The organism is Porphyromonadaceae bacterium W3.11, from assembly GCA_030434245.1.
Taxonomy (GTDB): Bacteria; Bacteroidota; Bacteroidia; order Bacteroidales; family Porphyromonadaceae; genus Porphyromonas_A.
This window is the reverse complement of sequence record JAUISX010000002.1, coordinates 417,432-438,766: the sequence shown is the minus strand read 5'-3', so window position 1 is coordinate 438,766 and position 21,335 is coordinate 417,432. Positions and strand designations below refer to the sequence as shown.

Here is a 21,335-nt window from a genome sequence, read left to right as displayed (position 1 = left end):
TTCGAGTGGCAAAGGTACAGAATAAATAGCAAACATCCAAATTATTCATAAGCCCTAAAGTTGAGATCTACCTTGGACGGCCTGACACATATTATATAGGCTTACTTTCAACACTCTAACAATCGGTATTAACAAAGGGATGACCTCCTAAACACAAGAGAAAACACACTCCATCAAGCAAACATAAAAAAGCTCTAAAAACATCAAAAATCTACCCACCCCTGCGACACGAAAAATAAGAGCTAGCACAATAAATCATTTTTACATCACATGAAATACAAAGATTTCAAGTTATTAGGACTTTTGAGTATCTTTGTGCAAGATATAATTAGTATATACACCATTATATAAGAATTGATGTTCTTGAGATGATACAGAAAAAAGGCAAGGGAAAGATCGTTGACAACCATGCGATAAAATACAATTTTGGGAATACCCAATGGCAGGGGGGTGATTTAGAAAAACTAAAGGCTCACTTAGTGGACCATATGGACCTTATTTCTCATTATCCAGAGCGAGAAGCGGAGACTCTCGTTCGGCTATTATCACGCCGACTTGAGGTTGGAGAGAATGAGGTTATGGTCACAGATGGGGCTACTGGTGCTCTACACCTTATTGCTGGACTTACACCGTCAGCCGTATCTCTAGTTTTGCCGCCTACGAACAAAGAATTCTATCATGCACTCACACGTGCGAAGCATACAGTTCGTATCCAAGAAGATGTAAAGGAACTCTCCAAGCTAGAGCTTGATGGAGTTGAGATGCTTTGGCTATCCAACCCAAATAATCCTGACGGACGTTTCTTTAGCAGACGTTCACTGCTCAGCTTACTTAGGGAGCACCCCGACCTTATTGTTATCGTCGATCTCTCCCTCGCTAACTTTGTTGTGGAAGATAATATCAAGGCTTCTGACATCAAGAAGTACCCCAACTTAATCGTGGTATCTTCTTTTTCGAAACAATACAATATCCCAGGTCTCCGTGTGGGTTACATGGTGGCAAATGAGGAGAGAATCAAACGCTTTCACCAGAATTATACACCTCGCTGTGTCGGGACACTGGGTATAGAAGCGAGCAGATACATCCTCCTTCATCCAGCTCAGTTTACCATACCTATTCGTAAATGGCTAAGAGACTCTTTGGACCTTGCTGACGAACTAAATAAGCTAGATGGCGTTACTATTTTATATGGAGCTCCACCTTTCTTCATTCTACAGCTAGAGGTGGGTACTGCCGATGAGCTCTCTAAGTTCCTCCTTAGCAAATACAGTATCAAGGTAGGGATTGCTTCTGACGACATTGATCTGAAAGATAACGAAATCCGCATCTGTGGCTTCTCCAACGCGAGAGCAAACGAACTAATCATAGAGGCTATCTCTGAGTATCTAATTGGGAAACAAGACAGAGATTAACCTGACAGCCAATAAAAAAAAGGCAGTTAACTTTTATCTAAAATTCAGTATCAACTTTGGACGACCCTAGTTATTTTAGTACACTATTAGCAGGTGTTGAGGTACTCCCTCTCACTACTACCACAGTCATAGCACTTATTTTAGCGATCTTATCTATTGTAGCAAGTGCCTACTTCAGCGGTAGTGAGGTCGCATATTTTTCCCTACGTCCCAATGAACTAGAGGAACTTAAAAGTAGTGATAGCAAGAAAGACAGAGATATTCTAGATCTTTTAGCTAATTCAGAGTACCTATTAGGAACCATCCTAATCGGCAATAACTTTGTAAATATCTTCATCACCATGCTTCTCAGCTACGTGGTGAGTAACACATTTGATTTCTCAAATGCTCCAGTTATGGGCTTTGTAGTACAGGTCATTGGCATCACGGCGATACTCCTATACTTTAGCGAGATCATGCCAAAGGTGTACTTTCAGAACCATGCCCTAACGTGTACTCGGAGTACTGTTTTCCTAATGGCACCCCTAGTACGTTTCCTCAATCCATTTACTAAAGGTCTAGTGAACATCGGGAAGGCGGTCACAGACCCAATAAGGAATAAGGAGAAGCAGGTATCACATGAAGACCTCGAAAAGGCTATCGAATTAACAGCAGATAATGAGGAGGAGCAGGGACTCCTCAATGAGATTGTTCGATTTTACCAAAAAACAGCCAGCGAGGTCATGACTCCAAGAATGGATGTTGCGGCCGTTGAGATAAATACCTCCTTTCCAGAAGTCAAAAAACTGATCATCGAGAAAGGGTATAGCCGAATGCCTGTATATGATGATCGAATAGATAATATCTCAGGGGTGCTCTATGCCAAGGATCTACTATCTCACCTTTATGAGGGGGATAACTTTGAGTGGCAAAAGGTCATCCGCAGTGCCTTCTTCGTTCCAGAAAGCAAACGAGTCAATAACCTACTCGAAGAGTTTAGAGAACAGAAGATACACATGGCGATAGTGGTGGACGAATTTGGGGGTACAAGTGGTATCGTGACCATGGAAGATCTGCTAGAAGAGATCGTTGGAGAGATAGAGGACGAGTACGACACTGACGAAGAACAGCTTTATACAGTACAACAGGATGGTACATATATCTTTGACGCTAAGATATCCATCCTCGACTTTCTTAGAGCTGCGAAACTAGAGAACTATCACAATATCCTAGAGCAAATGGATGAGGCAGACACCTTAGGTGGACTTCTCCTAGAGATCAAGGGGGACTTTCCGACTGTGGGTGAGGTGATAACAATGGATGGGCATGAGTTCAAGGTCACAGAAATGGGACGACGTAGAATCAGCAAAATACAATTTAAGCGAGCGCCAATAAAGGACAATCTTCACGAAAAGAAGTAAATACGATGCCGTTAAATCTGACAATAGCAGATCCTCAAGTAACCATATACCTAACCCCTATCCAAAAGAGATTAGATAATAAGAGGAGTGACGAACGATCTACTCTTGAAGCACTCCTAAACAGCGGAGTAATTACTGAAATCCCTCAAAATATCGGCATCATCCATCAGAGTAATGGGTCTCCAATCTTTTCTGAAGATATAGGTCTGGGTATATCCATATCACACTCTGATCACATCTTGGCAATAGCTATTTACGAAAACACCTATAGGGTCGGGATTGATATTGAGGAGCGCGCAGAACAAGCAGCCCTCATCATTAGACGTGTTGCGAGTGAGTCTGAACTTGCTCTTATGAAGACCTTTCAGCTCCACCCTATTATCCTCTGGAGTGCAAAAGAGGCTACTTTTAAAGCCTTTTCCGACAAAGTCATCACCATGAGTGGGCAAGTGGTACTAAAAGACTGCACTCCGGATATCAATACCCTGACGCTAAACGTCATAAAGAATAATCGAAAGCAAGCCCTCATCGAAGTCCAATACATAGACACATTCAACGAAGTGCCTTGCCTAAGGTCATTTCTCCCAGAGCATCCGTTTGTCCTAGCGATAGCAAGCAATATCCCCCAACCCAAGGTCACGATAAAGACACTCCCTTAGAATCTCACGAAGTATATACCCGAGGAGCTCCCTCCTTTTTCAATTTATTTAACAGTCATTATGTTAATTCATTGAGAGAATATACGTAATTTGCATACGATATGAGAAAATGGACACTTTGGCTTGTCGTTGGTGTTATGGCACTAGCGTTTATTGGTTTGCTGTATATGCAGATCAATTACATCAATGTTGTCTATCGTTTCCGAAACGAACAGTTTGATAGTGAAGTCCGCCATGTACTTAGTGAAGTCAATAAAGAGGTGGAAAGAACAGAGCTAACTAGACTGGTTGCTGAAAAGCTAGACATCCCCTCAGAGACCTATGATCTTAGAGGTGAAGGGCTCTTCTGGGAAGAGAAAAAAAATAGTGCCTTCAATATCAACGACTCTAGTCTTCTGAACCATGAACAACTCGCTCTAAATGGGCTCAAGCTTATTGATACCCAAGAGAAGGGCATGCAATTCAAAGCGGCGTCGAGGGCTATTATGGATCAGATGCAGAAGAGACTTGATGAGGTAAAGTCTATCATCTTTGAGCTCACGATGGAGATGGTTCGAAACAATGAACCCCAACCAATATACGAGAGAATTTCTGGAAAGCAGCTAGATGAATATATATCCGAGAAAATCACCTTGGCTAACATTACTATCCCCTATGTATATGAGGTAGTTGATAAGGATCAGAGGGTCTTCTATAGTACGGGAAAAGTCCCCAGAGATGATAGCTACTCAGTCTATACTCAGGTGCTATTCAGTAATGATAACCCTTCAAGGATGTATTTCCTAAAAATATACTTCCCTGGCAAGAGACAGTATATATCTAGTTCGATGAACTTTATAGCACCTAGCATTATCTTTTCGGTACTACTCTTACTCATATTTATATTTACAATCGTATCTCTATTTAGGCAAAAGAAGATAGAAGAGCTACGAAATGACTTTATCAATAATATGACCCACGAGCTAAGGACACCAGTCAGCACCATTATGCTCTCCAGCCAGATGCTAAGTGACCCTACCATGCTAGAGAATGATGAAAGCCGCGAGCGCGTCTTATTCTCGATTATGTCAGAGGGCAAACGACTGGACCTACTCATTGATAAGGTACTGCAGATGTCCTTCTTTGATAAGGATAAGATCAAACTCAAGAGGAAGGAAGTTGACATAGAAGAGTTGGTACTTTCTGTCACAGGGATATTTAGCTTAAGGGTTGAAAACTACGGGGGAGAATTAGATGTAGAATTAGACGCCAACGAGACCGTGATTCTAGGTGATGAAATGCACCTAACCAATATAATTTTTAATCTGCTCGATAATGCGATGAAGTATCGCCATAAGGAGCGACCACCAATGATTAAAGTAACCACATCAAACGATTCGTCTAATGTGATCGTCACAATAGAGGATAATGGTGTCGGGATGAAAAAGGAGTATCTCAAAAAGGTATTCCAGAGATTCTTCCGAGTCCCTACAGGAAATCGGCACGACGTAAAGGGCTTTGGGTTAGGTTTGGCTTATGTAAGTAAAATCGTACAAACCCACAAGGGTAGCATCTCAGCAGAAAGTGAATTAAATAGAGGAACGAAATTTATTATTAAACTTCCACTTAAAAAGAAAGGATAAGATATGCAAGAGGTTGTAAAAGTATTTTTATGCGAAGACGATGAGAACTTAGGTCCATTGTTAAGCGAATTTTTGAATGCAAAGGGGTATGAGACAGACTTATACCATGACGGACAGGAAGGCTACGAAGCCTTCGTTGAAAATCCCAAAAAATGGGATATCTGCGTCTTAGACGTCATGATGCCTAAGAAAGATGGATTTGAGCTAGCTGAGGACATCCGTGCGACGAACTCTGCCATTCCTATTATCTTCCTAACAGCTAAGACTATGAGCGAGGATGTGGAGCAGGGCTTTAAGCTAGGAGCTGATGACTACCTAAAAAAGCCATTTAACACAGCTGAGCTCACTATGCGTATCGATGCTGTCCTTCGTCGTGTGCAAGGGGTAAAACCAGAAGTGGTTCAATTCTACAACATCGGTGACTTTGTATTTGATACACAGCGTCAAATGCTCACCTATAAGGATGAGGAGCCACAAAAGCTCACTACGAAGGAGACAGACTTGCTGACTCTTCTCTGTGTGAATGCCAATTCATTGATGGAGCGTAACTATGCTCTTAAGACCATCTGGGGTGAAGATTCATACTTCAATGCCCGTTCAATGGATGTGTATATCACTAAGTTGCGTAAGCACCTCAAAAGAGATGAAAGGGTTGAGATTCAGAACAAGCATGGAAAAGGCTACAAACTGATCACGCCTGGAGTAAACTCTGAGCCTGATGAAGATAACACAAAGGTGTTATAAGAACTTTATAATAGAGGGAATGTTTCACGGGGGATAAAGCTTTAGGCGGTGAAGATTTGGACGAAGGGAGCGGACTCAAAGTTCGTGACCTAGTCTGGATGCCGAATGCATCGCAACTGATAGCTGTCGTGAAACACTCTAATAATAAATAATAGGGGGGCATAGCGTGTACGCTATGCCCCCCTATTATCATATCACATTATACTCAAAAAAAAAGATCAAAAACCCATTACAACCAATATAACGAGAGTTGTTACATCCAACTCTCGCTTTTCAGGGACAGTGTCTATTTTATAGAGTCATATATAGGTCAGACTATTTTCGTATTAGCAATTAATTATTACATTTGCCACACTTAAATATAGAGTAGTTTTACATAAGCTATTGAATCATAATGAAGAGAATTATCGAGCTTGTGCTGATTTTTTTAGTCTTGCCAATAATTGGACTAGCACAACAACACAGTGTACAGCTTTCGGGCTATGTATATGATGCAGACACTAAAGAGGCACTCATTGGAGTAACGATTCAGAACCTCGGTGACAAGAGTGGTACACTTACTAACAACTATGGTTATTACACCATTACCGTCCCTGCTAATGAGGCGGTTAGGATTCGCATCTCATACATTGGCTTTGAGCCCATAGAGCAGACCATCAAGCTCGAAGCTTCGAAGAGACAAAACTTCGAGCTTACCGAAGCGATGGAGAGCCTTAATGAAGTCGTTGTACTCGGCAGTCACACCACAGAACTTAGGACACTCGAGACGGGACGTATCAAACTCACGGGAGATGATATCCGCAAGGCACCCACCTTTATGGGAGAGAATGACCTCCTCAAGTATGTGCAGCTCCTACCTGGCATAGCACAGGGGAGTGAGGGCTTTTCTGGTCCTATCGTACGAGGTGGTGGCACGGACGAAAACCTCTATCTGCTTGACGGTAATCCTCTCTACAATGTCACTCACTTGGGTGGGCTGTTCAGTACGTTTAATTCAGATGCCATCAAGTCGGTCAATTTCTACAAAGGCAGCTTTCCAGCACGCTTTGGAGGGCGCTTGAGCTCTGTCCTTGACGTAAGGCAAAAGGACGGTGACATGAAGGAGTTTCACGGCACTTTCTCTGTTGGATTGCTCGCCTCCAAACTCCACCTCGAAGGACCCATCTGGAAGGATCGCACCAGCTTCAGTATCTCGGCACGCCGCACCTATCTCGACCTTATCTCTAAACCCTTTATTGCTATGGCCAATAAGAAGAGTCGCGAGGATGGCAATGGAGATGAGTCCACTCCTAGCTACAACTTCCACGATATCAATGCAAAGGTTAATCATATCTTCGGCGACAAAGATAGGGTCTTCCTTAGTTTTTACCTAGGTAATGATATCCTAAGCGTCCATGACACCTATAACTATAACCAAATCAATTACGAGAAGAATCAAGCCACCCGATACCAAGACATCTCCGACGTCTCTATGAGGTGGGGCAACTTGCTCGTTTCGCTAGGCTGGAATCATATATTCAGCCCTAAGTTCTTTGCCAATACCACCCTCTCTTACGGTCAATATCTCTCCAAGATCGTGATAGAGGACGAGGAGCTGTATGGATCAGAGGCAAGTAAGATGGAGAGTATGAACAAGCTTAATTATCGAATCAATAGCGGAATACAAGACCTTGGGATAAGGTCCGACTTTGAGTGGAGGCCTAATAACCAACACTTTGCACGATTTGGCATCGATGCGATTGCACACAGATTTCGCCCCATGACCATGGAGTCAAAAGTTACTGGCGATGGGGTTACCGAAATTGATCTCAACAGGCTCAAAAAAAATCTAGGCTCCATCATTACTTCTAAAGAGCTAGCCCTCTACGCCGAGGATGAGATACGACTACACGATCGTTTCTCTGCTAACCTAGGTGTGCGAGGCTCATTTCTCTATGTTGAGGGTAAGCAATTCTGGAGCTTGGAGCCTAGGGTCTCAGCCAATTATGCGATCCTCCCCACACTCAGCCTCAAAGCTTCGTACGCCGAAATGAGTCAGTACGTGCATCTACTGCAGTCCACAGCCGTCTCATTACCCACAGACCTATGGGTACCGGTCACCTCCAAGCTTGAGCCCATGCGATCTCGGCAGGCTGTACTAGGACTCTACTGGGAAGAGAAGGGTTACGAAGCCTCGCTAGAGGGGTATTACAAGTGGCTCCATAATCAGATAGCATACCAAGACGGAGCAAAGCTCTCCTTCTCAGAGGTGGGGTGGCAAGACCGTGTCGCACAAGGAGAGGGAAGAGCCTACGGAACAGAGCTCATGCTACGTAAGACTAGAGGCAATTTGACTGGCTGGATTGCATATACACTCTCATGGTCTGATCGCATATTCCCTGGTGGAGAAGTCAATAACGGTATTCGCTTTTGGGATAAATACGACAACCGCCACAAGGTCAATATCGTAGCCAATTGGCGTATCAATCGAAAAGTAGAGCTATCAGCAGCATGGATCTTCTCAAGTGGTAACCACATGACTCTAGAGACAGAGAAATACTTCGATATCTCAGGTCGAGAGAGACCCTTCATCAGCGAGCGAAATAATTATCAGTTGCCCCCTTATCACCGACTAGACCTCAGTGCTAATTTCTACCGCTTCGGTAAGAAAGGGCAAGAACACATCTGGAATATTAGCATCTACAATGCCTATGTACACCACAATCCTTTCCTCATCATAGAGGGAGAGAATTACGTGGACAATACTGAAGGAAAACCCATCAACAAGAGGACCTACAAGTCAATAAGCATCTTCCCCATTATCCCATCGATTAGCTACACCTATAAATTTTGATTAAGAGCATGAGACAGTATATATACACGATCGGGCTCGTGATAGCCCTACTTCTTACCTCTTGTGAGAAGAACATCAAGATCGACCTCGACATCCCATCAGAGCGTTTTATCACCGTCAATGGGATCGTCATTGCAGATGAACCCATCCTCCTACTCCTCTCAAAAAACCTACCACTCCTACAGAGTACTGATTACTGGAGCATGGTCCTTGAGGAAGCGACCGTCACCATCTATCTTAATGACGAGGAAGCCGAGAAGCGTACCATCACAAGATCACAAAGGCCATGGAATCTAGAGCTACGAGACCTCTACACCCTAGGAATAGAGCCCTATTTCTACGGTGCTTACAACAAGGAGCTCATCTACAAAAGTCACCTCATACCCCATGCTGGCGATCGCCTCAGGATTGAGGTCACCGCTTCGGGATGTACTACAGCACACTTCGAGGAGCAGATACCCGAGGCTCCAGAGCTCACAGATATCCGAGTGAGCGTTGTCAAAGATGAACCCCGCGATCTATTTGACTACTCCAGCCTCGTATCGAAATACACCCATGCCTACGAGGAAATGTTGCACAGCATAGGTCTCAAGGGGCAAGAGATAAAAGGGGCACACCAATTCGAAAATCTCGTCAATACCCAAGCGTACCAGAGGGTCGTCTTTACTCTACACAATCAGCACAAGTCCCAAGACTACGTGCTCGGCATCCCTAAAAGAATCAAGCACGGCTATCCCGCCATTAACCCTAACGTTCCTCCTATTGGACCCGAAGAGGAACAAGAAACAGTCCAAAAATTAATCGATGCTCTACTCTTCAAAGTAGAGCGATTTGCTTGGATTGAAGACAATGCCGTCTTTAGCCTAGAAGCGAGAGCCATCTCCCGAGCTACTAATAAGTCCCTAGACATTCGTCAGCTCGATCGCATGCTTGATGCAGTGTGGTTTATGCCCTATATAAGCAATATCTCAGTGCATGAGAATGGAGAGAAAATCCAAGTACTCCTACCACTCTTCCATAAGCGTCCTTACGAGTCAAAGCTCGAGGAAGAGAGACTATTCCAAGTCTTTGCGATCAACCCCACGTACAACGCCTTTGCCCACAAAAAATACGGTGATAACGAGCTTGATAACGATGTTGACATCACCGACGACCTTCAGGAAGGCTTGGGCGAGCACGACATCACCATCTCCAATATACACAATGGGCGGGGCATGATCCTCGTCGCCACTCCGGCGAGCATCAAGCTCAACTGAGAAAGGGGCACGATATAAATGTGCGTTACCCAGTGTAGAATCAGCTCTACATCTGATAGGTAGTATTGCAATAAGTGCAACCTATCTGAAGAAAAAATAGGAGATTTAACGCTTGGACTTAGAAAGATGCACAAGAAGTAAATAAGAACAATGTGCTTTATTCTCCAACACAAAGATATCACCAAAAAATACGGCAAGGCTGTGTCTTCGTAGTGCTACGACAGCCTTGCCTTAATTCTTTGTTGGTCTATCTTTAATGTTTATGGAAAACAAAGCGAAAGAACATGTAGGTTTGCTACTCAGAGACGCATCCTGGCGTACACACTTTTTAGGATACTACCGGTAAAGAAAGGGGCTCGATATAAATGTGCATTACCTAGTGTAGAATCGGCTCTACACTTGATCGGTAGTATCGCAATCAATGCAACCTATCTGAAGAAAAGAATAGGAGATCTAACGCTTGGACTTAGGAAGAACAATAAGAAGTAAATAAGAACAATGCGCTTTATTTTCCAACACAAAGATATCAACCGAAAAGAATACGGCAAGGCGGTGTCTCCGCGGTGCTACGACAGCCTTGCCTTAATTCTTTGTTGGTCTATCTTTAATGTTTATGGAAAACAAAGCGAAAAAATATGTAGGTTTGCCATTCAAAGACGCATTCTGGCGTACACACTTTTGGGGACACTACCTGGTATACACAAGAGATCCAAATATTGATTGGACGATGACCCCCTTGTGAGGCTTCAGCAAATATAACAACCGACTAGCGATCGAAATCTTCTTATCCTCCTTCTTAAAGACATCTTCATCAGGCATCATAATCACCAAGACACCAGTCCACCTCTCTCCAAACTTAGCTAGCGACCATTTCTCCAGCTTTCCACTAGCTGGATCCATAATCTGCACCCACTTATCAGTGACCTTATATATCACCACATAATGTTGCAACCTACCATCAATAATAGTATGAGCAATTGCGGGCAAGGGTATCCTTTCTAGTGGCTCTAGATTTGGGGCACCATCGTGCCTCAGAGACTTCACCGCTTTGGTCATAAAGCCGAGCTTCTCTGCTGCTGTGATTAGCCCCAATACATTTGTACCCTTTCTATCAGTGGATGCCATTTGTCGTATTCGAGCAATCGGCATCGACAGTCCATAGTGAGCCGAAAGTGATGCTAGGCAAGCTGCACCACAATCTGTTATATCGTGCTGCTTTATCTCAATTACACTCATAGACTAGGTAAAGATTAGCTGGTAAACAAGGGGGATTGTATTTGTCAACAAATGCACCATAAAAATGGATGCAAATGGGTGCCTCCCTTGTCTTAGATGATAGCCAGTCATATATAGAATTCCTGGAAAAACAGCAAAAATAACATAGCCTATGGAGTAAAAATGTGACAAGGCAAAGGCTAGACTACCAATAAGAATAATAAGCCATATCCTCTTTCGGAAGAAGTCAATCTTATTTAGCAAATAATAAGGTAGTGCTTGAAATAATGCTGTCTCAATTAGTGGTACCATAAGAATATAATTTATATAGTCAAAGACTCTTTCGGGTGGCTCAAAATCCCCTTGCGATATAGGTCCTGAACAAACGAACCAAGCAAACAAATTAAAAGCAATATTCCAGAGCAATCCAACTAACCAGAAAATCCCTACAAATAGCGCAGTTGGGACATTTGCAAGCCATCTAAAAACTTTGTCCATATACTTTACGGTAATACAAGAAAAACACTTGAGGAAGACAAAGATTTTCATCTTCCTCAAGTGCCTCGATTTTACAACAATTCTAACTTTGTACTATATGAAATAGCAAACTCTAAGAGAACTGTACAATTAGTTAGTAAGCGTGAGGCAAACCACCAGTCTCAACAATCATCTCTACCTGCTTGTCTAAAAGAAATTTTGCTCCTCTTCCAATAGCCTCACCAAGATTAACTGCCTGTCCCACTAACCATCCAGCTCCTCTTACCAATGCATCAGATAATTCACTTCCGCCATCAATCATGACGAGTTCATCCTCACGGACTTCTTCAAGCCCAAAGTTATCTAATTCTTTCATACTTATCTTTTTTGAAATACATAAATGGTAAAACAAACACTCCACCTAGCGTAATCGCAATCATGTCATACCAATCTCCACCTCCTAATATCATATCTAAACCTTCAAGTAAATAATTACCGAGTACAACGGTGGCTAGTAGGACATACTGCCACTGGGTACCAAAGATATCATATACTTCTGGATCTCCAGAAGAATAAATTTTAAGTGTCAAATACCCTACCAGTACAGAAGAAAAACTTGGATAATTATTCACAAACGACAATCCGTCCTCAACATCACAATTTGCATAAACATAGGGTCTATAAACCTTAACCACTAATGTGTGCAGTAAAAGTAAGAGGAATAAGATTACAATATCATATTGTGGAGTATGATTCTTTACCCGTTTTATGGCTTTACTAAATACATTCACGCAGACATCAAATTACTTTCTTGCCGCATCATAACCTTGTTTAAACTGCTCTGCAGTGTTACTAGGATTATGAAGTATGTCGATTGCTATAGCACCCAGACTAAGCCCTAACAGCCACTTTCCCGCAACAATTGCAGCAGCAACAACTGGGACTACACCCCCATCCACTGCTCTCGCTTCTTCATCACACATAGGGGCTAGACCCACAACATTCAGTTCGATTTCTCTCATTTTCTTAATCTTCTTAGTTATAAATCAAAGTTTAACTTCACTTGAAAAAGGTAAATAAAAGAGGGAAAACGACCAAATTTTTGAGCAACTATCTCGTATTTTTTTCAGTAATAAGTGCAATGCGGATAGAATACGCCTATAGGTTTTAATTTCTAATGTTGATTGGGTTAGCTGTGAAAGGAAAAGTTTTTTAAAGTTGTCGTAGGTGTAATTAGTGTGTAGTCGAATATTTATCAAATCCGACTACACCCTAATCCTTTTTCTTTCATTGCATTATCCCTATTGTAGTAATGTAGTAACTACAATGATATAGATAAGTACCATTATAACCTAAGTAATAGAGGAAACCATTTGATGTTAGACTCTAATACCTTGGAGCAGATGTAATCTCTAAATCGCTTCGCCTCTATGCTCTCTAGACAAAAGGAGAGAGCTATAATCATCTGTAGAGTACATAGAGGTGCTTCTCCTGCATATTGCCCTTCCCCATAAATTGGCAAAGCCTCTACCTCTGTCTCTGAGAGATAAAGTTTGCCTTCAGCCTGTATCTTTTGCAGTAGTCCATTAACCTTATACCAGCTGACACCAAAGAAGCGAGCCAACTCTCCCTCTGTCATCAGTACTACTCCACTACCTCTTCTGACTATCTCCCATTTCCCGTCTTTCATCTCCTCCCACTCAAACCAGCTTTTCTCTTTCATCGCTTACCCTCCTTTCTCTTAGCTATTAGTTTATCCATATCTTCGCTTATCTTTTGGTCGGTAATCTGAGCATAGATTTGAGTGGACTTAATGGTGGTATGTCCCATCATCTTAGCAATGCTTTCCATTGGCACTCCTGCACTCAATGCCATTGTCCCAAATGTGTGTCGTGCCATGTGAAACGTTAAGGTCTGACGGATACCACAAGCTTGACCTACAGCATTCAGAGCTTCACTTAGCTGATGATACTTATAACTCTCAGAAAATAGTTTGCTCTCGTCCTTATTAGCTTGTTTCAATGCAATCTCCTTAGCAATTGGATGCAGTGGTACTAGTGACTCCACACCTGTCTTTTCTCGCTCCTTACGGATGTAATGCTCTCCATCAACAGTCACTCCGAAGTTTGCCTTTGTGAGTGTCTGTATATCGGAGAATGACAACCCAGTAAAGCAAGAGAAGAGAAACATCCGCCTTGCCTCCTCTGCTATCTTATCACTCATTGGAAATTTGAGTAACTGTTCTACCTCTCCTTTATGTAGGTAGCGGAGCTTCCTCTCTACTGCTTCATACTTTGCACTCTCAAAGGGGTTAGGCGTATTACCCCTTGCCCAACGGCTCTGTACATCAAACGACTAAGCCAACACAAGTACTGATTGATAGTAGCTGATGCAAGTCCTCTCTTCTTCAAATAGAAACGATACTTCTCAAATAGTTCCTCTCTAATAGTGTTTAACAGAATATCTTTACCCTCTCCTATCTGTTCAGCCACAAACTCCCTTAGTATCTGGTCTTTTCTAGTAGTTCCTTGATATGTGCTTTTGCTAATAGACTTACCCACACAAGCCTTGACTGCTTCCACTTCTGCTCTGCCCGCTTCTAATAATGTTACTTGTGAAGTCTCCTGATGAAGTAATCTGTTCTTTACCAGCTCAGCACTTACCACTCCATCCCTTTGCAGTAGCTCTGTATAGCAACTCTCGATCCTCGCCCTAAACCCTTGCAATCGCTCATTTATCCTCTTGTCCTTGGTCTCTCCTCTCTTGCTATTCCAATCACTGACCAGACACTCCTCGCCAGTTGTTATAGTTGTTTGCTTTCCGTCTATCGTGATGCGACAAAGAATAGCTGTCTTCCCATCAGCTTTTACTTTACTTCTATTGATGTAGAATAATGTTCTAAATGTACTTCTCATAATGTTTGTGGCCTATTAAAAGGTAATGGATAATTCAGCAGTGAAAGACAAGAAGCGGTCAAACTCCTTAAAGAGCTTTTTGGGGGTAACTTTAGCATACCGCTCTGTGGTTTCCAATCGTGTATGCCCCAGCATACGACTAACGGTCTCAATAGGTACACCTTGTTCTAGGGTGATAAGCGTAGCAAAGGTATGCCTTGCGGTATGTGAGGTGAATGGGAAACTAATACCAGTCCTTAATCGCAGAACTTTTAGCTGTGCCATATACTCTTGGTAAGCAACCGCAGGGAAGAGCTCCTCTCTTTCACTGCTACTAAACATCTCTATCAATCTTATGGCTTCAGGTAGGAGCTTAACCCGACAAAGGGTATCGGTCTTTTGTCTCCGATACTTCAACCACAAAGCACCCTCTTCATCCTTGAAGAGTTCTTTCTTAGTGATACTAACTAAGTCACAATAAGCCATCCCACTGTAACAAGCAAAGAGAAAGAGATCTCTTGCTTGCTCTAGCTCTGCTTCTAATTCATGAAACTCCAACCCTTTGAGTTTCTCCAGAGCAACCCTATCTAATGCTTTAGGTAGCTTATTATCTCCCCGCTCCAGCCTAACGCTCTCAAAGAGTTGTCTATCTATGACCCCCTCTTTATAAGCAAGACGACACACTTTCTTTAGTTTAATCGCAATGGCTCGGTAATAGCTTTGAGACAAACCTTTCTCTCCTCTTATATACCGCTCCAGCTCCATAAGAAAGTCCTCTGTAAATTGTCCAAAGGCGAGGTCTTTTACCTTGTAACGACTGAGAATAAACCTCTGTAGGTGCTTTCTTGCTTGGTAGTAGCCGTTAAGAGTATTGGCTTTGATATCAATACCGATATGCGTTTTAAGCTCCTCTATCATTTCATCAAAGCAAGCTAAGAGAGTGGTTTGGCTCTCTATTCCTCCTTGAAATAGCTCCTTTACGGCCATAGCACCAAATGGCTCTCCTCTCTCTTTGAGGGTACTAAACGCATTGTGAACAGATAGGAGTATCTGCTCTAGCTTACTATTCACCACAACCGCCTCTCGGCTCTTGCCATTCAGACGACTTTCCCGAGCATTCCACAGCTCAGGGTTACAAGAGAGTTTACAACTGAACTGAGCCATAGATTGCCCAACAGTTATACGCCCCATAATCGTAGCTTTACCCTCCTTATTCAGACTGCTCTTTTTGAGGTAGAGCAACACCTTGATCTTACTCTTTTGCATACGCTTTAGTTTTATGGACAAAGTTACCCGTTACCAAAGCATTCATCGCTATGCAAAACACTGAGCCTCAAGGCAAAAGCACCAGTTTAGAATTATTGTCAGTTACCTAGAGTTGCCCCTAGTTACCATTTCCAAAAATAGGTAACGACCTAGTAACGGACCTCCTGCACAAAAACCGTAAACTCTTACCCTCACCCCATATGGCACTTCTACGCAAAACTCCTCACCTCCAACACTTTCCACTCATTCCCTTCTCACCTCTTCCCCCTCCTTCCAATCCCATATAGTTCTACTCAAGAACCTAAAAAGAACCCATATTCGTCACGTAATACTCATTCATCAGAATCACTCTGTATCAGAGTTTTACAAGCCGAAAACCCAATTCAATCCAATCCAACCCACCCCAAGGTGGAAATTCTTGCCACTCCCTAAGAACCGCTTACGAAAAGCAAAGACACACACATTCCTAGCTTTTCTCATAAGGAACTCTTATCTCTGCCCCTATTAATTAAAAAACGTCTGCTATCTATTAGCAGAAAATCAACGAGGAAGAGCTAGTCCCTTCTTGGCATAAAAGCGACAATACTCGGCGAGTCCGCACTCATCACACTTCGGTAGGCGTGCTAAGCAGGTATAACGACCATGCAGAATAAGCCAATGATGACTCTTAGCCATTAGCTCCTCTGGGACATGTCTCATTAGAGCCTGTTCTACCTTAAGGGGTGTATTAGCAGTCTGGGGAGCCAATCCTATTCTCTTCGAGACACGATAGACGTGAGTATCTACGGCTATACGAGGCTGAGCATAGAGTATGCTAAGAACTACATTTGCCGTTTTACGTCCCACTCCAGGGAGCCTAACTAATTGCTTGGGATCCTCTGGTATAATGCCATCAAATTCATCAGCTAGCATTTTTGCCAATCCGACTAAATGCTTGGCCTTACTATTGGGATAAGTGACAGACTTAATATACTCAAAGACAAGCTCAGGAGAGGCCTCCTTCATCACTTCAGGTGTAGGGAAAGCCTCGAAGAGTGCTGGCGTAACCATATTGACCCGCTTATCGGTACATTGTGCGGAAAGAACTACAGCGATAAGCAACTCAAAAGGGGTGGTGTAGTCCAACTCTGTTTGAACCACAGGGCGGTTCTCCTGAAACCACTCCAACACCTTTTGATATCGCTCTTTTATATTCATTCTTCTACCTTTTATCGTGCAGATTCAAATTGGCGAAGGAAACGAAGGTCATTCTCAGAGAAGAGTCGGAGGTCACTCACGCTATATTTGAGGTTAGCGATACGCTCAATACCCATTCCTAGAGCATAGCCAGAGTATTTAGTGCTATCTATACCGCAAGATTCCAACACGGCACTATCCACCATACCACATCCTAGAATCTCCACCCATCCAGAGCCTTTACAGAGTGCACACCCTTTGCCACCACAGATCTTACAAGAAATATCCATTTCGGCACTTGGCTCTGTGAAAGGGAAGTAGCTAGGACGTAATCTGATCTTAGTATCAGGACCAAAAAGTTCGCTTGCAAAATGCATCAGCACCTGACGCAGATCCGCAAAACTAACATTCTCTGCTACATAGAGTGCCTCTACTTGATGAAAGAAGCAGTGTGCTCGTGAAGAGATCGCCTCATTACGATAGACGCGTCCTGGACATAAGATGCGGATAGGTGGTTCTTGCTTCTCCATCAGACGGGTCTGTACTGACGAAGTATGAGTACGAAGAAGGATCTCTGGATTATGAGAGATGAAGAAAGTATCCTGCATATCTCGTGCAGGGTGATCTGGGGCAAAATTAAGAGACTCGAAGACATGCCAGTCATCCTCTATCTCAGGACCATCAGCTACATTAAAACCCAAACGGCTGAAAATCCGGATCACTTCGTCACGAACCAAGTTGAGAGGGTGACGAGTACCTAGAGGCATAGGATAGGCTGAACGGCTAAGGTCTAGGCCTTGCATCTCTTCCTGATGAGCCTCAGCTTCAAACTTTGCTTTCATTTCATCGAAAGTGGAAATTGCCAATTGCTTTAGCTGATTGACCATTATTCCCACCTCCTTCTTATCCTCTGGGGCAACATTCTTAAAGTCAGCCATTAACTGATTAAGAAGTCCTTTTTTACTCAAATATTTGAGGCGTAGAGCTTCTAGTTCGTCTGCCATCTTAGGCATCTCTAGCGCTTTTATCTCTGCTGTCAGTTGTTCAATCCTCTCTTTCATGATCTATATCTAATTCTTCTTTCTTATATTTTTTATTGATCAATGGTAGTAATCCTATGCAGATCAAACCGATCAAAGGATTCCATATAAATTGTTGGGATGTGTGCACGATTAGTGCAAAATTCTGGGCATCCCCTGTCTCTATTCCAAAAAACACTAGGGTATATATCACCATAAAGTGCCACGCCCCCATACCACCCTGTACAGGAGCAGCAATTGCTATCGCCCCCATTAGGAAGGCTATCAAGGCTATCGCAGGCGATAAATGTGCGGTAAAACTAAAAGCAAAGAAAGCGAGGTAAAACTGTAAGAAATAACCCGCCCATATTCCTATGGTATAGAGATAAAATAACCACTTTCTATCCATAGAAACGACTGTCTTCAATCCATTCCAGACATTATCTAGTTGTTCTTTAATCTTTTGTCCAAATTTACCTCTTCCTAATGACTTTACGAAAAAGATAACGCCTATAATGACGAGTATCAATGCGACATAAAACCATGGTGAAGAAAAGATACGTTGCAAACTCTCAATAAAGCCTGGATTTTCTCTAAAGAAATCCGAGAAAAAGCCCAGATTAAGGAACATTCCAAGCAACAAAAGCAGTAACATCACCACAATATCATATGCTCTATCTATAATTAGCGTGCCAAAGAGGGAAGAAAAACTCATCCGTGAGTAATGAGCCATAGCGGCACAACGCCAAACTTCCCCTAATCGTGGCAGAGCCATATTCAAAGTATAGTTACCGTGAGTGGTTAAGATAGAATTAATCGCTCGAGCGTTTGGGCTCAATGATTTATTCAATATCTGCCATCGCATCCCTCGAAACGTATTTCCAACAGTGCCAAAAAAAGCAGCCAAGACCAAGATACCAAAGTCTGCATCGCTTTGGAGCGTCTCGAGTAAGGCATCAACATCCATATTCCTATAGAGTAACCACAGAATAAACACCCCGATAGTCAATGGTATTAATATCTTAGCTGTTAATCTCAGAGCCTTATTTAGCTTACTTTTACCGTTATCTTTTTTACTAATCATCCCTACAAATAATGAGCCACTCTGCTTACTTTTTAGTAGTTTTGTATGATAGAGCGGACTTGGACAGTGAAATATGACTACAAAAGTACTATTTCTTCTGGATATTAAGGAATAATAAAGTAATTAGTAATGAAAGAAGTACGAGCAAAGAAATCCTTGGGACAACACTTCCTGAGAAATCTTGAGATTGCGGAAGATATTGCCGCCTCTTTGGAAGAGGTCTCACTACCCATTTTGGAGGTAGGACCAGGGATGGGTGTCCTGACTCAATTTCTCTCATCTCGATATCCCGAAGTCAAAGTTGTGGAGATTGACACAGAGTCTATTGAGTACCTTCATGCTTACTATCCCGATCTAGAAGTGATAGAGGCAGACTTTCTAAAGTTACCTCTGGACACCATCTTTGACCATAAGCCGTTTCTGCTTATCGGCAACTTCCCCTACAATATCTCCTCACAGATATTCTTTCATATGCTAGAATACCGTGATTATATCCCTGCAGCTGCGGGAATGCTCCAGAAGGAAGTAGCGGAGCGATTAGCGTCGCCTCCTGGAGGAAGAGACTACGGGATTTTGAGTGTCTTACTCCAAGCATGGTACGACATTGAGTACCTATTCACTGTCGAACCTCATCATTTCACACCACCTCCTAAGGTCAGAAGTGGTGTAATCAGATTAACTAGAAATGAGAGACAGAGCTTGGGTTGCGATGAGCGTCTATTCAAAAGCGTCGTGAAGACGACGTTTAACCGCAGGCGAAAAACGATTCGCAATTCTCTCAAAGCACTATTAGGCGAACTTTCCCTACCTGATAGCCATCCACTACTGACCAAACGTCCTGAGCAATTAAGCGTGGATGAGTTCGTACTATTGACAAATGACATTGAGACGTTAACCAAAGGAACTGACGTAGAGCACGATGATTGAGATGACCAATAAGGAACTGGAAGAGGTTCTAAAGCTAATTGAAGAGCGTGACACCAAAGGGCTCAAGGAAATCGTACCTCAACTTTATCCTGCCGATATAGCTGAGCTCCTCGAGGAACTACCTGCCGAGGAGACCCTTTTCCTATACCACCTCTTACCCGGTAATATCGCAGCGGATGTTGTGATGGAGCTGGATGAAGACAATCGTAAAGAGGTCTTAGAGTTATTGACGGACGAGGAAATCGCGGATACCTTCCTCTCATACATGGATACGGATGACGCCGCGGACCTTTTACAAGAGCTGGAGGAAGATCAGCAGGACTCTATTCTTAGTCATGTCGAAGACGTAGAACAGGCTAGTGAAATCATCGAACTTCTTAAGTACAAAGAAGATACCGCTGGGGGTATCATGCGAAAGGAGATGATGGTCGTCAATGAAAATTGGTCTATGCCCAAGTGTATGGAGGAACTTCGGATGCAGGCTAGCGAGATGGATGATGTCTATTACATCTATGTCGTTGACGACGAAGAGCGGCTCCAAGGAATTTTACCTATTAAGAAAGTACTCACGAGTCCTCAAGTAGCTAAGATTAAGCATGTCATGCTTCGTGAGCCCATTATGTTCCATGAAAATGATATGGTAGAGGATGTAGTATTGGCATTTGATCGGTACAACCTTGTAGCCATTCCGGTGGTGGATTCTATCGGCCGACTCGTCGGGGTTATCACAGTTGATGACGTCGTGGACGAGATGCGTGAGCAACATGAGAAAGACTATCAATTAGCATCTGGTCTTTCCCAAGACGTTGAGAGCTCTGACTCTGTTCTACACCAGACAGCAGCACGTCTGCCCTGGCTAATTTTAGGAATGGTAGGCGGTATTTTTAACTCAATTCTATTAGGCCGTTTTGACAACGTCTTCTCTAAGATTCCGACCATCTCTCTTTTTATTCCACTTATAGGTGGAACTGGTGGAAATGTCGGAATGCAGTCTTCTGCCATCATCGTACAGGACCTGGCGAGCAACTCTATTAAGTCAAAGCATATAGCTACTCTCATGTTAAAAGAGCTAGCCATAGCTCTTGTGAATGCAAGTATTATCAGCTTGCTCGTCTGTTTGTACAATTACTTTTACCTCAATGACATTGTAGTCATGGCATCGGTCTCTATCAGCCTCTTTACAGTTGTTCTTTTTGCTAGTATATTTGGGACTGCTGTTCCGCTAATCATGAACGCCATCAAGATGGATCCAGCCCGTGCTACAGGTCCCTTCATCACAATCATGAATGACCTTGTAGGGATGTTTCTATACATGGGAATCACTCAGCTATTATACGGTATTTTTGCATAA

At 42.8% G+C, this 21,335-nt stretch carries 18 protein-coding genes and 1 pseudogene; 9 read left to right on the top strand and 10 right to left on the bottom strand.

The features are described from left to right. Positions 1-368 precede the first annotated feature (368 nt). The 7 genes from QYZ87_04430 to QYZ87_04400 all read left to right on the top strand — a co-directional run bounded on the left by QYZ87_04430 (position 369) and on the right by QYZ87_04400 (position 9,926). Positions 369-1,412, top strand: a complete 1,044-nt coding sequence (locus tag QYZ87_04430) for an aminotransferase class I/II-fold pyridoxal phosphate-dependent enzyme (protein MDN4753778.1) — start codon at positions 369-371, stop codon at positions 1,410-1,412. A gap of 56 nt (positions 1,413-1,468) precedes the next feature. Beyond that, entirely contained in the window at positions 1,469-2,812 is a 1,344-nt protein-coding gene (gene gldE, locus QYZ87_04425) for a gliding motility-associated protein GldE (protein ID MDN4753777.1), read from the top strand. Positions 2,813-2,817: 5 nt separating this feature from the next. Continuing rightward, complete coding sequence (locus QYZ87_04420) at positions 2,818-3,471, top strand: 4'-phosphopantetheinyl transferase superfamily protein (protein MDN4753776.1); 654 nt, start codon at positions 2,818-2,820, stop codon at positions 3,469-3,471. Positions 3,472-3,572: 101 nt separating this feature from the next. Next, positions 3,573-5,093, top strand: coding sequence for a HAMP domain-containing sensor histidine kinase (locus QYZ87_04415; protein MDN4753775.1), 1,521 nt, complete (start codon positions 3,573-3,575; stop codon positions 5,091-5,093). Positions 5,094-5,096: 3 nt separating this feature from the next. Continuing rightward, entirely contained in the window at positions 5,097-5,837 is a 741-nt protein-coding gene (locus tag QYZ87_04410; protein MDN4753774.1) for a response regulator transcription factor, read from the top strand. A 394-nt stretch (positions 5,838-6,231) separates the two neighbouring features. After that, positions 6,232-8,670 carry a TonB-dependent receptor gene (locus tag QYZ87_04405; protein ID MDN4753773.1) on the top strand — a complete coding sequence of 813 codons (2,439 nt, stop codon included), beginning with the start codon at positions 6,232-6,234 and terminating at the stop codon, positions 8,668-8,670. Between the two features lie 8 nt (positions 8,671-8,678). Next, the gene (locus tag QYZ87_04400; protein MDN4753772.1) at positions 8,679-9,926 is read left to right on the top strand and encodes a DUF4249 family protein; all 1,248 of its coding nucleotides are present in this window, start codon (positions 8,679-8,681) and stop codon (positions 9,924-9,926) included. Between the two features lie 687 nt (positions 9,927-10,613). On the opposite strand, the gene QYZ87_04395 is transcribed toward QYZ87_04400, so the two are convergent. The 10 genes and pseudogenes from QYZ87_04395 to QYZ87_04350 all read right to left on the bottom strand — a co-directional run bounded on the left by QYZ87_04395 (position 10,614) and on the right by QYZ87_04350 (position 19,057). Next, a complete protein-coding gene (locus QYZ87_04395) occupies positions 10,614-11,162 on the bottom strand; it encodes a cysteine peptidase family C39 domain-containing protein (GenBank protein MDN4753771.1) in 549 nt (182 codons plus the stop codon). Positions 11,163-11,772: 610 nt separating this feature from the next. Then, a complete protein-coding gene (locus tag QYZ87_04390; GenBank protein ID MDN4753770.1) occupies positions 11,773-11,994 on the bottom strand; it encodes a hypothetical protein in 222 nt (73 codons plus the stop codon). Next, positions 11,978-12,409 (bottom strand): hypothetical protein, encoded by a 432-nt coding sequence (locus QYZ87_04385; GenBank protein MDN4753769.1) that lies wholly within the window; start codon positions 12,407-12,409, stop codon positions 11,978-11,980. Before QYZ87_04385 ends, QYZ87_04390 begins: the two co-directional genes overlap by 17 nt. Positions 12,410-12,421: 12 nt before the next feature. After that, the gene (locus QYZ87_04380) at positions 12,422-12,640 is read right to left on the bottom strand and encodes a hypothetical protein (GenBank protein MDN4753768.1); all 219 of its coding nucleotides are present in this window, start codon (positions 12,638-12,640) and stop codon (positions 12,422-12,424) included. 323 nt (positions 12,641-12,963) lie between these two features. Continuing rightward, positions 12,964-13,341 (bottom strand): hypothetical protein, encoded by a 378-nt coding sequence (locus QYZ87_04375; GenBank protein ID MDN4753767.1) that lies wholly within the window; start codon positions 13,339-13,341, stop codon positions 12,964-12,966. Next, positions 13,338-14,533 (bottom strand): annotated as a pseudogene (locus QYZ87_04370) (tyrosine-type recombinase/integrase). The gene QYZ87_04375 and the pseudogene QYZ87_04370 overlap by 4 nt, the downstream one beginning before the upstream one ends. Positions 14,534-14,548: 15 nt before the next feature. Then, entirely contained in the window at positions 14,549-15,778 is a 1,230-nt protein-coding gene (locus QYZ87_04365) for a site-specific integrase (GenBank protein MDN4753766.1), read from the bottom strand. A gap of 540 nt (positions 15,779-16,318) precedes the next feature. Continuing rightward, entirely contained in the window at positions 16,319-16,975 is a 657-nt protein-coding gene (gene nth / locus QYZ87_04360; GenBank protein ID MDN4753765.1) for an endonuclease III, read from the bottom strand. An 11-nt stretch (positions 16,976-16,986) separates the two neighbouring features. Then, positions 16,987-18,015: a phenylalanine--tRNA ligase subunit alpha gene (pheS, locus tag QYZ87_04355; GenBank protein ID MDN4753764.1), complete on the bottom strand. Its 1,029-nt coding sequence runs from the start codon at positions 18,013-18,015 to the stop codon at positions 16,987-16,989. Continuing rightward, complete coding sequence (locus tag QYZ87_04350; protein ID MDN4753763.1) at positions 17,999-19,057, bottom strand: lysylphosphatidylglycerol synthase transmembrane domain-containing protein; 1,059 nt, start codon at positions 19,055-19,057, stop codon at positions 17,999-18,001. The genes pheS and QYZ87_04350 overlap by 17 nt, the downstream gene beginning before the upstream one ends. A gap of 129 nt (positions 19,058-19,186) precedes the next feature. Between QYZ87_04350 and rsmA the strand changes: the two genes are divergently transcribed. After that, positions 19,187-19,984, top strand: a complete 798-nt coding sequence (gene rsmA, locus QYZ87_04345) for a 16S rRNA (adenine(1518)-N(6)/adenine(1519)-N(6))-dimethyltransferase RsmA (GenBank protein MDN4753762.1) — start codon at positions 19,187-19,189, stop codon at positions 19,982-19,984. Then, positions 19,977-21,335: a magnesium transporter gene (gene mgtE / locus QYZ87_04340; protein MDN4753761.1), complete on the top strand. Its 1,359-nt coding sequence runs from the start codon at positions 19,977-19,979 to the stop codon at positions 21,333-21,335. Before rsmA ends, mgtE begins: the two co-directional genes overlap by 8 nt.

What these genes read in the sequence shown, in the direction of transcription:
- QYZ87_04420 (MDN4753776.1), top strand. Translation starts at nt 2,818, where the DNA reads ATGCCGTTAAATCTGACAATAGCAGATCCTCAAGTAACCATATACCTA.
- QYZ87_04400 (MDN4753772.1), top strand. Translation starts at nt 8,679, where the DNA reads ATGAGACAGTATATATACACGATCGGGCTCGTGATAGCCCTACTTCTT.
- QYZ87_04405 (MDN4753773.1), top strand. Translation starts at nt 6,232, where the DNA reads ATGAAGAGAATTATCGAGCTTGTGCTGATTTTTTTAGTCTTGCCAATA.
- rsmA (MDN4753762.1), top strand. Translation starts at nt 19,187, where the DNA reads ATGAAAGAAGTACGAGCAAAGAAATCCTTGGGACAACACTTCCTGAGA.
- pheS (MDN4753764.1), bottom strand. Translation starts at nt 18,015, where the DNA reads ATGAAAGAGAGGATTGAACAACTGACAGCAGAGATAAAAGCGCTAGAG.
- QYZ87_04410 (MDN4753774.1), top strand. Translation starts at nt 5,097, where the DNA reads ATGCAAGAGGTTGTAAAAGTATTTTTATGCGAAGACGATGAGAACTTA.
- QYZ87_04365 (MDN4753766.1), bottom strand. Translation starts at nt 15,778, where the DNA reads ATGCAAAAGAGTAAGATCAAGGTGTTGCTCTACCTCAAAAAGAGCAGT.
- mgtE (MDN4753761.1), top strand. Translation starts at nt 19,977, where the DNA reads ATGATTGAGATGACCAATAAGGAACTGGAAGAGGTTCTAAAGCTAATT.
- nth (MDN4753765.1), bottom strand. Translation starts at nt 16,975, where the DNA reads ATGAATATAAAAGAGCGATATCAAAAGGTGTTGGAGTGGTTTCAGGAG.
- QYZ87_04395 (MDN4753771.1), bottom strand. Translation starts at nt 11,162, where the DNA reads ATGAGTGTAATTGAGATAAAGCAGCACGATATAACAGATTGTGGTGCA.
- QYZ87_04350 (MDN4753763.1), bottom strand. Translation starts at nt 19,057, where the DNA reads ATGATTAGTAAAAAAGATAACGGTAAAAGTAAGCTAAATAAGGCTCTG.
- QYZ87_04380 (MDN4753768.1), bottom strand. Translation starts at nt 12,640, where the DNA reads ATGAGAGAAATCGAACTGAATGTTGTGGGTCTAGCCCCTATGTGTGAT.
- QYZ87_04390 (MDN4753770.1), bottom strand. Translation starts at nt 11,994, where the DNA reads ATGAAAGAATTAGATAACTTTGGGCTTGAAGAAGTCCGTGAGGATGAA.
- QYZ87_04375 (MDN4753767.1), bottom strand. Translation starts at nt 13,341, where the DNA reads ATGAAAGAGAAAAGCTGGTTTGAGTGGGAGGAGATGAAAGACGGGAAA.
- QYZ87_04430 (MDN4753778.1), top strand. Translation starts at nt 369, where the DNA reads ATGATACAGAAAAAAGGCAAGGGAAAGATCGTTGACAACCATGCGATA.
- QYZ87_04415 (MDN4753775.1), top strand. Translation starts at nt 3,573, where the DNA reads ATGAGAAAATGGACACTTTGGCTTGTCGTTGGTGTTATGGCACTAGCG.